Genomic DNA, 13,658 nt, shown 5'->3' with positions numbered 1-13,658 from the left:
AAAAAACTAAGATGAATTCACTAAAAAAAAAGAGTCAAATTTATACTATTTTTACACAAATTATTTATGCAAATGAAAACCAAGGTAATCTTACAAAACAATTTTTCTACTGTTGTAATAGAAAAAGGAGAGTTAATCAGTTTTATAAAAAACAACCAAGAATTTATACATCAAAAAGGAAATAAAGGTTGGCGTAATTCTGATGATGAAATGTTTCCGGTAATTGGTCCGACGGTTAAAAATAATTTTAGAGTACATACAAAAAATGGCGACGCTATTTTAGATCAGCATGGTTTGTTACGAGAATTAGACTATAGTTTAATTTCTTCGGATGAAACTTCTGCAAAATTTAAAAAAGAATACATTAAAAATACTATAGTTACAAATAGCAAGTTTCCTGTAAAATCGAAAGAAGAACACCTTAATTGGCCTTTTAATTTTACGTTTGAAAAACATTTTACTTTAGAAAATGATATTCTAAAAATCGATTTTATTATATATTCTGAAAAAGGAATGCCATTTATGTTAGGCTATCATCCGGCTTTTTTATTATCTAATACTGGTAAAGAAATTTTAGAAGCAGGTAAAGAAAAAATTACATTAAAAGATGTTTATAAAGCTGGCTCAAACGCTTTTCCGGTATTAGGTACAGAAAAAATTACTTTAAAAAACATCAATAAAAACAACTTAGAAATTACCACAATTGGTTTTAACAACTTTATGCTATGGACAGAAGTTGACAACATGCTTTGTATAGAACCAATTACGCAATATACTTCTTATACAGATCAAAAATTTTCGGAAGAAAACATGAGTTTGTCTAAGGGTAAAAATGAATTTTCTGTAATTTTAAATGTATTGTAGTTTGCCAGAAAATCATCATCATTTTATGATTCATAAACCTTGGGGAATGATTTCTCAGTTTATAAATCCCGCGAAACGGAAAAAAAAATTATTAGGAGATTTGTACGATTTTCCTGAAGGAACGATGGCTATTGGTCGTCTAGATGTGCCGTCTGAAGGTTTATTACTTTTAACTACAGATGGTAAAGTATCCGCAGAAATAAGATCTAGAAAATACGAAAAAGAATATTATGTACAAGTAGATGGTGTGATAACAGAAAAGGAAGTTGAGCAATTAAGAAATGGTGTAGAAATAGGTTTTAATGGTAAAAAATATATCACAAAACCCGGAAAAGCTTTTATAATTGATGACCCTAAATTTCCGTTAAGAAGTCAGAAAATAAGAGATGAAAGACATGGCCCAACAAGTTGGGTTTCTATAATAATTAGAGAGGGTAAATTTAGGCAAGTTCGAAAAATGACTGCTGCTGTTGGGTTACCAACTTTGCGCTTAATTAGAGTAAGAATTGGCGATATACTTTTAGGAGATTTAGAAGTGGGCGGCGTTAAAGAAATAACTAACTTAATAGAAAAAGAGAAGTAAAATTACTTCTCTTTTTTATTTTTAGTTCTAACTAAAATTCAAATCCTAAATAGATTTGTACTACTCTATTTTTTGGTTTGTCTTGGTCATAAATATCACTTTGACCAATATGATATCTGGCGCCTAAACTAACCCCTGCATCACTTTTAAAACCAGCACCAAGGTTTACACCCCAATCAAAATTACTTGGTTCAAGCTCTTGTTCTGTATCATATAAAACAAAACCAGCATCAAAAGTTTCTTTGTGTGAAATCGAAAACCCTATTTGCGGACCAGCTTCTATAAAAAAGCTTTTTACTGGATACATTTTTAACATTAAAGGCACATTTATATATTCTAATTTTTGTGTGTAAGTACCGTTATCATCAATTATTTTATAACCTTGTTGTGAGTATAAAATTTCTGGCTGAATTGCAATATGTTTACCAATGTAAGATTCACCATAAATACCAATATGAAATCCATGTAAATTAGAAGTTTCAGATGTTCCGTCGAAACTTAGAGAAGATAAATTGTAACCACCTTTAATACCAGCCGAAGCTGTATTTTTTCTGTCTTGAGCGTTTAATGTAATACTTGTAATAAACATTAAAGCTATTGTAAAATATAATGTTTTCATTTTTTAAAATTTTAAATTATTTACCGCCATTTGCCCTTAAATCTGCTAAACATTGTGCATCTAAAGTTGGTAAACTTCCGCCAGAAACCATGTTGCCAATTCCTTGGCTAGATTCTGCGGCCCAATACATTAAACAATCTTGTTCGATGCAATGTTTTGGGTGTTCTTCATCTTCATGATCACTTTGTAAATCGGTTCCTAGATTTGTTAAACCTAAAATATGACCAAATTCGTGATGAATAACAGAGCTCTCTAAAAGACTTCTATTTGGCTCGAATGTGCTATCGCTTAAGCCTTGTATTGTTTCTTCGTAAATAACAAAAGAAGTGTTCCAATAAGCAGTTCCTAAAATTGCACCTTGGTTGGTGTCTTTAGATGATTTACCATCAATAAATAACACCCAAACTGCAATTGTATTATTTGTGTTGTATTGTGTTCTATTTACTTTTTCAATTTCTACAACCTCATCTAAAGTATAAGTTGTTTTGCCTGTGTTTTCTATTGATTTCTCTACAAACGTTACACCTTCTGGTTTAAAAGTTCTATCGTTTATAAAATTTTTAAAGTTATTTAAAGCTGTTTCTGTTGGTTTAAAACCTTCTATGTAAGCAACTTCAACAATCATTTTTTTAAAAGCAGAAGCAGAAAGTAAATCGTTAGCAGAAGAACCTGTTTGTTGTCTATTTAAATTAACATTTATAGGTGTTTCTGATTCTGTAATAATATCTGTTTCTGATGAACAAGATGTAATTATTAAACAAACTAAAAATACTTTTAATAAAAATTTTATCATTATTGATTGTTCTTTAAAACTTTACAATTGCTATGTAATTAATAGCAATTGTAAAGTAATTCTATTATTTTTTTACTATTAAAGTTTCTGAAAAGTTAATGTAATGCTAGCATCTGTTTTACTTTGTAAAGCAACCATTGTATCGCTGTAAGAAGCTATAACCCAATCGTTATTTAAAACACTAACAGTATTATTGCTACCAAATGCAATGTTTAAAAATACTGATGTATCTGAACTTATAGCATATGTACCTTCTATTTCTGATAAAGTAGCGTTTACATTATTTTTAGCAACTAATTTAAGATCGTTTGTAAACTCTATCGACCAATCTACAAAATCTGCTGCCGTGTTAACACCTGCGTTTACAAAACTTTGTACTTTAAATTGTGTATTTGTTAAAGTTGCTTCTACTTCTGCAGCCATTGTTGCAGCCTCATCTTCTTCTTCTTCAAATTGAACACATTCTGAAATTGAATCTCTAAACTCTGCATCAGAATTTAATTGAACAGTTGTACCATTGCTTAATGTTGCACTTACAGGATAATTAACTGTAAAAAACTCATCTGATTGTAAACCAGTGATAAAAGTATACAATTGCTTTTCAGATTGTAAAACAACTGTACCTGTTTGCTCTAAAGCAATATCGTAGGTTAACATTGTAATAGGAAAATTAAAATCTATACAAGAAATAGCATCTCTACCTTCTGCTTCTGCACTTTCACATGCTGCATTTAAAGCGTCTAATTCTTCTTGATTATTAACTGTTACTTCTGTGTAATTACTAGTTCTTACTTTGATAGGAAAGTTGAATGTAACATTATCTGCATCATCATTAAATTCTGCAAAAATATTTAAGACTGCAGAAAAATCTAATTCAGATATTATTGAAATATTTTGTCCGTTTACGGTTGCTGTTAAAGGAAATAACAATTCTGTACACGCATTACCATCTAAAAAATCATCATCAGAACCATCGTTCATAGATGCTCTTTCAAAATTAGAAGCGGTTGGCGATGTAGAAGAGTTTGCGTTTGGATTAGCACCAACTTCTGTATTTTCTTCTGATTGACAAGATGTAAATCCTAAAACTGCTGTTAATGCAAATACTGTAATTAATTTTAATGTTTTCATTTTAATACGTTTTAATAATAAATGTTTATTGTTTCTGTTAGTAAGACAACTCAATTTTATTTTACCCTACTTTTTTTTGAAAGACTATTTTTTGCCCTTCTGTTAGTTAAACAACTACACATTTATTTACCCTACCTTTGTATTCTATTTTTTTTATTTTTATAATTTAAAACCCTACAATGACTAATAAATCTCTTTGCGACGAAATTTATTTTAATGAGTTTTACACATCTCATATACAGTCTGCTAGTAACTTTGCTTACTACAAATCTGGCAATAAAAATACGTCTTTAGATTTAGCGCAAGAAGCTTTTATAAAAATATGGGAAAATTGTGCAAAAATAGATTTTTCTAAAGCTAAATCTTACTTATTTACAGTTGTTAACAATCTATTTTTAAATAAAGTTAAGCACGAAAAGGTTGTTTTCGAGTATGCAAAAAATAGTCCTTATTTAGATGTTAACAATCAAAGTCCAGAGTATTTATTAGAAGAAGAAGAATTTAAAAATAAACTTAAAAATGCCATAGAAAACTTAACCGAAGGTGAAAGAGAAGTTTTTCTGATGAATAGAATAGACGGTAAAAAATACAGAGAAATAGCAGAAATGCTAGAAATATCGCAAAAAGCAGTAGAAAAAAGAATGTCTTCTGCCCTTAAAAAATTAAGAAGTAAAATAGATGGAATTTAAAAGTAGGGTAAATAAACATTTAGTTGTTACATATATAGAAGTCTAAAAAATGGAAAATAATAAAGACATATTAAAATGGCTAAACAGAGATATTTCTGATGAAGAATTACTGCGTTTAAAAGAAACTGAAGGTTTTGATACTTTAGAAAAAATTGCACATTACACATCGCAAATAGAAACACCTAAAGTTAATGTAGAAAATGCATTGGCAGACTTAAAATTAAAAACTCAAAACAAAACCAAAAAAGGAAAAGTTGTTGCTTTTAATTTTAATAAAGTATTTAAATACGCCGCAGTTATTGCAGTATTGTTAACAACAAGTTACTTTTTACTTTATAACAACGATACCAATTATACTACAGAATTCGCAGAAACAAAAACCTTTAATTTACCCGATAATTCAGAAGTTATTTTAAATGCAAATTCTAACGTTTCGTATGTTAAAAAAGAGTGGGAAAATAATAGAAATTTAACCCTAGACGGAGAAGCATTTTTTAAAGTACAAAAAGGAGAGAAATTTACTGTAAATACAGAAATAGGTAATGTTACCGTTCTTGGTACGCAATTTAATGTTAAAGAAAGAACCAATTATTTCGAAGTAAAAACATACGAAGGTTTGGTAAGCGTAACTTATAAAGACACACTTGTAAAATTACCTAAAGGAACAATTTTTAAAGTTGTAAACGGTATTATAGATACTAATACTACTTTTGATACAACAGAAAAATCTTGGTTACAAAAAGAATCTAATTTTAAAAGTACACAATTAAAATTTGTACTTAAAGAAATAGAAAATCAATTTGGCTATACAATTACAACTAACAACATTAATTTAGAAACTTTATATTCTGGTGGCTTTACACATTTAGATATTAATGTTGCATTACAATCGGTAACAATACCGTTGCAGTTGTCTTATAAGATTGACGGTAAAACAATTACGATCTTTACATATGATCAATAAAATAGCTATAATTTTATTAGGTTTTTTACTTACTACAAGTATAAATTATGCTCAGAAATCGTCTTCTAAAGTTGGGCTTTCTTCTTTGCTAATTTCCTTAGAAAAAACATACGATATTAAGTTTTCTTATTCTGATGATGACATCGAAAACATAAAAATTATAGCACCACAAACAGGTATTTCTTTAGAATCTCTTTTAAGTTATCTAAACGATAAAACTTATTTACAATTTAAAACATTAGACAACAGATATGTAACAGTTTCGTTTTTAAATAAAACTATAAATATCTGCGGAAACGTATTAGAAAGTAAAAATCTAATGCCTTTAGCTTTAGCATCTATAAAAGTTAATGGTTATAATTTAGGAACAACATCTAATACAAACGGATCTTTTTACTTGCAAAATGTGCCGGTAAAATCTGTAATAAATATATCATATATCGGTTTTAAAAACTTAGAAATTTCTGCTAAAGAATTATTTCTAAATGCTAATTGTAAACAGTTGTATTTAGAAGAATCTTCAGAAATTTTATCAGAAATTACAATGCAAAAGTTTTTAACTTCTGGCTTGCAAAAAAGTGCCGATGGAAGCACTATTTTAAACACAGAAAAATTCGGAATTTTACCAGGATTAATAGAACCCGATATTTTAAAAACTATTAAAATTTTACCAGGCGTAGAAAGTGTAAACGAAAGTATTTCTAATATAAATGTAAGAGGTGGTACAAACGACCAGAATTTAATGCTTTGGGACGGAATTAAAATGTACCATGCAGGTCATTTTTTTGGTTTAATTTCTGCTTATAATCCGTATTTAACCAAAAAAGTTACGGTTACTAAAAATGGTACAAGTAGTGTTTTTTCTGACGGAGTTTCATCAACAATTAATATGGAAACCTCGAATAGAATAACGAATAAATTTTCTGGCGGCGCAGGTTTTAATTTGATAAGTGCAGATGCTTTTGTACAGATACCAATTAAAGATAATTTAGAATTGCATGTTTCTGGTAGAAGATCTTTTACAGATTTTTTAAACACACCAACTTATACCAATTATTTTAATAGAAGTTTTCAAGATAATTCTATTGCTTCTAACAGTGTTAACAACTCAGAATCTAAGTTTTTCTTCTACGACTATTCGTTTAAAGTTTTATACGATCTTAATTACAATCATGCAATTAGAGCCAACTTTATTCACATAAAAAATAATTTAGATTATCTAGAACAATACACAAACAATAACAATTCTATTGAAGAAAATAGTAATTTAAAACAAGAAAATTTAGGTGCTAAAATTAATTGGGAAGCCAACTGGAACTCTAAATTTACAACCAATCTTTCGGCATTTATTTCTGATTACAGGATAAATTCTTCAGATTATAATAAAGATACAGATCAGTTTCAAACACAATTTAACAATGTTTTAGAAACAGCGATAAAACTAAATACTGTGTATGAATTTTCTGATTTTTTTTATTTAACAAACGGTTTTGTTTTTAACGAAATAGGCGTAAAAAATACCACAAGTATTAACGCACCAACTTTTTCTAAAACAATAAAAGAAGTGTTGTTAAAAAGTGCTTTTTATTCAGAAATTGAATATAATAAAAACGATACTTACGCTAGAGTTGGTTTTAGAGCTAATTATTTTGATAAGTTTCAAAAAATTATTTTCGAACCTAGAATAAATATAAGACAAAAACTAAATGAAACGTATTCTTTAAAGTTAGAAGGAGAGTTTAAAAATCAAACAACAGCTCAAAAAATAGATTTTGAAGATAATTTTTTAGGTATCGAAAAACGTAGATGGATTTTATCTGATAATGATAGAACGCCAATAATAACAAGCAAACAAGCTTCTTTTGGTATTTCTTATGCCAAAAATAAATTGTACGCAGATATTACAGGTTTTTATAAAGTAGTTAACGGTATTTCTACTGCAAATCAAGGTTTTTACAACAACACTCAGAATTTTAGTTCTATTGGTAATTATAAAACTAAAGGAATTGAATTTTTAATTAACAAACAAACTAATACAATTAGTACTTGGTTAAGTTATACGTTGGCAGAAAACAACTACACATTTGGTGTTTTTAATCCAAAGAAATTTGCAAATAGCTTAGATATTACACACTCTTTAAGTACTGCTTTTAATTATAATTTTACCAAAAATTTAAAAGCATCTATTGGCGGAATTTTACGTTCTGGTAGGCCTTATACAAAACCTGTAGATGGTAACGAAACTTTACAAAATGGCGATAAAACTATTGTAAATTACGACAATCCTAATACAGAAAATTTAGACAATTTTTTTAGAATTGATGTTTCTGGAAGTTATAATTTTAAATTTTCTGAAGCTATAAAAGCCACAATTAGGCTTGGTTTTACTAATATTACAGATAGAAAAAACACCATAGATTCTTACTATATTGTAGATGAATCGCAAGAAAATAATGTGAGAAGAATAGATAATTACTCGTTGCCTTTTACACCTAATTTAAGTTTTAGAGTACGTTTTTAGTTCTAATTTCTATCCATTCTTATATGCGGAATACCATCTTCTAAGTACTCCTCTCCTACTTTTGTAAAATTATGAGATTCATAAAATTTTTGTAAATATTTTTGAGCAGAAATGGTAATTGTATCGCTTTTAAAGTTTTCTTTAATTACGTTTATAGAAGCTTTCATTAAATCGTGCCCATAACTATGTTTTCTTTCTAAAGCTGCTACTACTACTCTACCAATGCTAGCATTTTTAAAATAATCACCAGGTTTAAAAACACGTGTGTAAGCAATAATTTTATCATCTTTAAAACCAATTACATGTAAAGATTTTTGATCTTTAAAATCTATATCTTGATACACACAATTTTGTTCTACCACAAAAACTTCCGATCGTAATTGTAAAATTGCATACAATTCGTTTACCGTTAATTCGTTAAAAGATTTTACTTTGATATTCATAATTAATATATACTACTAGATATTAAAAAAATCACTCAAACTAAATTTTAAAACAGTTTAAGTGATTTTTTTTAAAGATTATCCTGCACAAGAAATTTTACTTACTCTATTAGCATGTCTACCGCCTTCAAATTCTGTAGAAAGAAAAATATCTACAAAACCTATAGCTTGTTGTAAAGAAACAAAACGTGCCGGAATTGTAAGAATATTTGCATCGTTATGTTGTCTTGTTAGTGCAACTAACTCATTGTTCCAACACAAAGCAGCTCTTATACCTTGGTGTTTATTTGCTGTCATTTGTGCGCCGTTACCAGAACCGCATAAAATAACTCCTAACGTAGCTTTACCAGTTTCTACTGCTTCTGCTGTTGGATGAATAGCATCTGGGTAATCCATAGACGCATTAGAATCTGTACCAAAATTAATAACATTATAACCTTTCTCTTCTAAATGTTTTATAATTTCGAACTTGTATTCTGTACCAGCGTGATCGTTACCAATTGCAATTGTCATAATAAATTGATTTTAATTAAGTTGTGTACTACAAAAATACAGAAACTAACGGTTATCAACAGTTATAAACAATCAAAAAAATAGCTTTTTTAATAACTCTTTAGTTTTTAAGTTTTTAGCATTTTAATAGAATGTTAAGAAGTTGCAATGAAAAACTGAAAAGTATTTTTGGTGAATTCAATATTTATTACAATACAGCGGATAGTTTAACATATGCAACTTTTTTTATGAGTTTTTGATAAAAGTTTATCAACATAAAATTTACAATTTGTTTACATAGAAATACAACATAGTTATTCAGAATATTTAGTTAATACCTGTTTATAACTATTGTTAATAACTCTACTTTTTAATTGATTTTAAAGCTTTTAAACTACTAATAACATGTAAACGTTTTTTAATAACTCAAATATTAAAATAAATATTATAAAATTTATAGTAGCTATTCACACACTATTATAACCATCATAGTTTTTTTAAAATTTTATAAAAGAAAAATAATTATACTATAGAATGTTTATAACTGTGAAAAACTCGAAAAAAAATAAATTGAAATTAGAAAGAGAAAATTTTTGAAAAAAAAATTAAACTGTTTTCTTTTCTGCTTTTAGTAGGTAAGTGGTGTCTTTTTGAATTTCTACGCTTTTTTCTTGCGGATCTATTTTGTTAAGAGATTTGTTTACCGTTATAATGGTTACAAAGATGCCTGCAACAAAAATAATTAGAAATAAGCCGATAATTTTACGTAGATTTTTCATCTTAATTTAAAAGTCTCTTTCTATAAAGACGCTTCTTTTTAAGATTCGTTACAAAAAAATTAAGATTTTTTTAACTTTTATACTTGATAACTAATTAATTACAAAATTAATTGCTTTAGGTATAATGCTAATTTGAAGTTTACCAGAAGTTATCAACTCGCCATCTGCTTGTATAAAAGGTTTAGCATTTATAGGCATTACCGTAATTTTTGATGTTTTGTAAGTGTTTACTTTTTTATGATTTACAATTGCACCAGAGTAAAGTTTAGGTAGATTAATTATTAAATCTAAAAAATTTAAGTTTTTAGCAATTGTTATGTCTAATAAGCCGTCTGTAGTATTAACGTCTTTTGTAAACTGCATTCCGCCACCAGAATATTTACAAATTCCGCATACAACCATTAAACATTTTTCTTTTAATTCTTTATTGTTTATAAGTATCTTATATGCACTTTTCTTATAAAAAATTAAACCATAAATACCTGCTAACAAATAAGATAAAGCACCAAATTTTTTAAGATATTTTAGTTTATTAACAATATATCCATCGTAACCAATTCCGGCTACATTGTTATAATAAATAGTATGTTTATCAGTAGTAATAACACCAATATCTTGTAAAATTGTAGTTTTTTTTGATATAATTTCTAAAGCTTTTTCTATGGAATTAGGTTGTTTGTAGGTTTTAATCCAATCGTTACCAGTTCCTAAAGGTAATACGCCAATAGTTATATTAGAAGTTTTTACATACCTTTGCAGCATTACTCCGTTTACAACATTATGTAATGTTCCGTCTCCGCCCACAGATATAATGTTTCTATAACCCTTTTTAATAGCGTTTTGTACCAAATCTATTTCGTGTTTAGAAAACTGAGTAAAAGCAAAAGAATAGTCTAAATTCTTGTTGTTAAGTAATTGCTCAATTTTTTTCCAAATTTTAGAAAAATTTTTATTTCCAGAAGCTGGGTTTGCAATTATAAACCAAGAATCAGTATTGATTTTATCAATAGTAGACATAAACAAATTATTATAAACAAACCAAATTACAAAATAGATTCATAACAGTTTTTTAATGCTTTATTAAACTTATAATTGTAATTTGCAGAGTACGTTAATTTTTATCAAAAAAAACAGAAAGAATTAACGCTAAAACAGAAGTATAAATGACAAAAAAAAAGAAAAAAATTTATAAAAAGAAAGGTAAAGTCGTAAAAAATTTAACTAAAAATATATTCAGAATTTTAAATGAAGACAGCGATAAGTTTTACAATTACAAACAAATTGCTGCAAAATTAAGCATTGTAGATACAGATGGTAAAAACCAAGTAATTAAAAAGTTAGCAGAATTAGCATCGACAAAAAAAATTGTAGAAGTAGATAGAGGTAAATTTAAAATAAATGCAGATAGAAAATACTCTTTAGGTACTTTAGATATTACATCTAACGGTAATGGTTACTTTGTTACAGAAGATTATGAAGATGATATTTTTATACCAAATGTAAATTTATGTAAAGGTTTACACAACGATATTGTAAAAGCTTATGTGTACAAAAAACGAAGTGGTAAAAAGTTAGAAGCAGATGTTGTAGAAATTTTAGAACGTGCTAAAACAGAATTTGTTGGTGTTTTACAAAAAAGTAAAAACTTTGGTTTTGTGTTACCAGACAGTAATAAAATGTATGCTGATATTTTTATTTCTGAAAACAAAATGAATGGTGCCGAACACGGAGATAAAGTACAAGCTACAATTTCTGATTGGCCACAAAACTCTAAAAATCCGTTTGGTAAAATAACCAAAGTACTAGGTAAACCAGGAGATCATAATACAGAGATGCATTCTATTTTATTAGAATATGATTTACCTTACGAGTTTCCAGAAGAAGTAGAAAAAGATGCAGAAAGTTTGCCTTTAGAAATTACTGAAGAAGAAATTTCTAAACGTAGAGATATGCGTAAAGATTTAACGTTTACCATAGATCCTAAAGATGCAAAAGATTTTGATGATGCTTTGTCTTTTGTAAAATTAGAAAATGGTAATTACGAAGTAGGAATTCATATAGCAGATGTTTCGCATTATTTACAACCAAAAACTATTTTAGATGATGAGGCTTATGACAGGGCAACATCTGTTTATTTGGTAGATAGAGTAGTGCCAATGTTACCAGAAATGTTAAGTAATGGTGTTTGTTCTTTAAGACCACATGAAGAAAAATTAACATTTTCTGCAGTTTTTGAAATTAATCAAAAAGCACAAGTAGTAGGAGAGTGGTTTGGTAGAACTGTAACATATTCAGACCAACGTTTTGCTTATGAAGAAGCACAATCTATTATAGAAAATTGCGAATTATCTGATGATGTACAACCTTATACAATGCCATTAGAAACTTCTATCATAGACAAAGAATACGAAGTTACACCAGAAATTGTAGAAGCAACTTTACAGCTAGATAAATTAGCAAAAGTATTGCGTAAAAAGAGAATGAAACAAGGTGCAATTTCTTTTGATAGAGTAGAAGTGAAGTTTAATTTAGATGAAGAAGCAAACCCAGTTGGTGTTTTCTTTAAAAAATCTAAAGATGCTAATAAATTAATTGAAGAATTTATGTTATTAGCAAACAGAAAAGTAGCAGAATTTATTGGTCGTAAAAAAGGAAAACCTTCTAACGACACCTTTATTTACAGAGTTCATGATGAGCCAGATCTAGAAAAATTAGCATCTTTACAAAACATCATTAGTAAATTTGGTTACAAGATAAATACAGAAACTAAAGAAAGTACATCTGCAAGTTTAAATCAGTTATTAAATGATGTAAATGGTAAAGCAGAATCTAATATGATAGAAACTTTGGCAATCAGATCGATGTCTAAAGCAGTCTATACCACACAAAATATTGGTCATTATGGTTTAGCTTTCGATTATTATAGCCACTTTACATCGCCTATAAGACGTTATCCTGATGTAATGACACATAGATTACTGCAACATTATTTAGATGGCGGAAAATCGCCAAAAGCAGAATTGTACGAAGAAAAATGTAAACATTCTTCTAAAAGAGAAGAATTAGCATCAAAAGCAGAAAGAGATTCTATAAAATACATGCAGGTTAAATACATGCAAGATCACAAAGATGAAGTTTTTGATGGTGTAATTACAGGTGTAACAGAATGGGGTATTTATGTAGAAATTTCTACTAATAAATGCGAAGGAATGGTAAGAATTAGAGATATAAAAAGTGATTATTATATTTTTGATGAAAAACAATATGCTATTGTTGGTCAATCTACAAAAAACATGTATCAATTAGGTGATGATGTAAAAGTACAAGTTAAAAAAACAGATTTAGAGCGTAAACATTTAGATTTTAATTTAATTGAAGATTAGTTATTATGATTTTAACAACTACAAACAACATAGAAAATTTTAAAATAGTAGATTATTTAGGTATTGTAACGGGTACTGCTTACGATTCTAGTTATTCTGCTAACGGATCTAAACTATCTTTTAAAGATATGTTTAGTATGTCTAAATATTACGAAAAATATAGTTTAGCATTAGAAGGTATTAAAGAAAAAGCATTTCAGAATTTAAAAGACAATGCGACAAAGTTAGGTGCAAATGCAGTTGTTGGTATACAATTAGATGTAGAACCGCTTGCAAGCTCGTCTACATTATTGGTTTCTATTACTGGTACAGCTGTTAAAGTAAAATAAACAAGTATAGATTTATAATATTTTTAATAATTTTCCTTTATTATAATGGTATAATTGTTGTTTTATAT

Annotated in this window: 14 protein-coding genes; 7 read left to right on the top strand and 7 right to left on the bottom strand. The window is 27.9% G+C overall.

The window, feature by feature from the left end; all coding sequences use genetic code 11:
• Positions 1–72: 72 nt before the first annotated feature.
• Complete coding sequence (locus BXQ17_RS10875) at positions 73–864, top strand: aldose 1-epimerase (protein WP_077810675.1); 792 nt, start codon at positions 73–75, stop codon at positions 862–864.
• The gene (locus tag BXQ17_RS10870) at positions 854–1,447 is read left to right on the top strand and encodes a pseudouridine synthase (protein WP_254712373.1); all 594 of its coding nucleotides are present in this window, start codon (positions 854–856) and stop codon (positions 1,445–1,447) included. Before BXQ17_RS10875 ends, BXQ17_RS10870 begins: the two co-directional genes overlap by 11 nt.
• 31 nt (positions 1,448–1,478) lie before the next feature.
• Here the strand turns inward: BXQ17_RS10870 and BXQ17_RS10865 are convergent, their stop codons facing one another.
• The 3 genes from BXQ17_RS10865 to BXQ17_RS10855 all read right to left on the bottom strand — a co-directional run bounded on the left by BXQ17_RS10865 (position 1,479) and on the right by BXQ17_RS10855 (position 3,990).
• Positions 1,479–2,066, bottom strand: a complete 588-nt coding sequence (locus BXQ17_RS10865) for a porin family protein (RefSeq protein WP_077810674.1) — start codon at positions 2,064–2,066, stop codon at positions 1,479–1,481.
• 16 nt (positions 2,067–2,082) lie between these two features.
• Positions 2,083–2,859 carry a membrane metalloprotease gene (locus BXQ17_RS10860; RefSeq protein WP_077810673.1) on the bottom strand — a complete coding sequence of 259 codons (777 nt, stop codon included), beginning with the start codon at positions 2,857–2,859 and terminating at the stop codon, positions 2,083–2,085.
• A gap of 78 nt (positions 2,860–2,937) precedes the next feature.
• Positions 2,938–3,990: a hypothetical protein gene (locus BXQ17_RS10855; RefSeq protein ID WP_077810672.1), complete on the bottom strand. Its 1,053-nt coding sequence runs from the start codon at positions 3,988–3,990 to the stop codon at positions 2,938–2,940.
• A 179-nt stretch (positions 3,991–4,169) separates the two neighbouring features.
• On the opposite strand from BXQ17_RS10855, the gene BXQ17_RS10850 reads away from it, so the two are divergent.
• From BXQ17_RS10850 to BXQ17_RS10840, 3 genes are read left to right on the top strand one after another with little or no spacing between them, the layout of a single operon-like run.
• Entirely contained in the window at positions 4,170–4,679 is a 510-nt protein-coding gene (locus BXQ17_RS10850) for an RNA polymerase sigma factor (RefSeq protein ID WP_077810671.1), read from the top strand.
• Between the two features lie 49 nt (positions 4,680–4,728).
• The gene (locus BXQ17_RS10845) at positions 4,729–5,643 is read left to right on the top strand and encodes a FecR family protein (RefSeq protein WP_077810670.1); all 915 of its coding nucleotides are present in this window, start codon (positions 4,729–4,731) and stop codon (positions 5,641–5,643) included.
• A complete protein-coding gene (locus tag BXQ17_RS10840) occupies positions 5,633–8,164 on the top strand; it encodes a carboxypeptidase-like regulatory domain-containing protein (protein WP_077810669.1) in 2,532 nt (843 codons plus the stop codon). Before BXQ17_RS10845 ends, BXQ17_RS10840 begins: the two co-directional genes overlap by 11 nt.
• A 2-nt stretch (positions 8,165–8,166) precedes the next feature.
• Here the strand turns inward: BXQ17_RS10840 and BXQ17_RS10835 are convergent, their stop codons facing one another.
• From BXQ17_RS10835 to BXQ17_RS10825, 4 genes are all read right to left on the bottom strand, one after another.
• Positions 8,167–8,607, bottom strand: coding sequence for a GNAT family N-acetyltransferase (locus tag BXQ17_RS10835; RefSeq protein WP_077810668.1), 441 nt, complete (start codon positions 8,605–8,607; stop codon positions 8,167–8,169).
• Between the two features lie 78 nt (positions 8,608–8,685).
• Positions 8,686–9,120: a ribose 5-phosphate isomerase B gene (gene rpiB, locus BXQ17_RS10830; RefSeq protein ID WP_077810667.1), complete on the bottom strand. Its 435-nt coding sequence runs from the start codon at positions 9,118–9,120 to the stop codon at positions 8,686–8,688.
• A 584-nt stretch (positions 9,121–9,704) separates the two neighbouring features.
• Positions 9,705–9,878: a hypothetical protein gene (locus tag BXQ17_RS14570; RefSeq protein WP_172830869.1), complete on the bottom strand. Its 174-nt coding sequence runs from the start codon at positions 9,876–9,878 to the stop codon at positions 9,705–9,707.
• A 90-nt stretch (positions 9,879–9,968) separates the two neighbouring features.
• On the bottom strand, positions 9,969–10,895 hold the full coding sequence (locus BXQ17_RS10825) for a diacylglycerol kinase family protein (protein ID WP_077810666.1): 927 nt from the start codon (positions 10,893–10,895) through the stop codon (positions 9,969–9,971).
• 146 nt (positions 10,896–11,041) lie between these two features.
• Here BXQ17_RS10825 and rnr point away from each other — a divergent pair, with 146 nt between their 5' ends.
• Together rnr and BXQ17_RS10815 are read left to right on the top strand one after the other, a co-directional pair.
• Complete coding sequence (rnr, locus tag BXQ17_RS10820; RefSeq protein WP_077810665.1) at positions 11,042–13,261, top strand: ribonuclease R; 2,220 nt, start codon at positions 11,042–11,044, stop codon at positions 13,259–13,261.
• A gap of 5 nt (positions 13,262–13,266) precedes the next feature.
• On the top strand, positions 13,267–13,590 hold the full coding sequence (locus BXQ17_RS10815; protein ID WP_077810664.1) for a YbjQ family protein: 324 nt from the start codon (positions 13,267–13,269) through the stop codon (positions 13,588–13,590).
• Positions 13,591–13,658: the final 68 nt, after the last annotated feature.

Source organism: Polaribacter sp. BM10 (genome assembly GCF_002005425.1).
Taxonomy (GTDB): Bacteria; Bacteroidota; Bacteroidia; order Flavobacteriales; family Flavobacteriaceae; genus Polaribacter; species Polaribacter marinaquae.
Note: the sequence above shows the minus strand (reverse complement) of the source record. Positions and strands in the feature narration are given on the sequence as shown.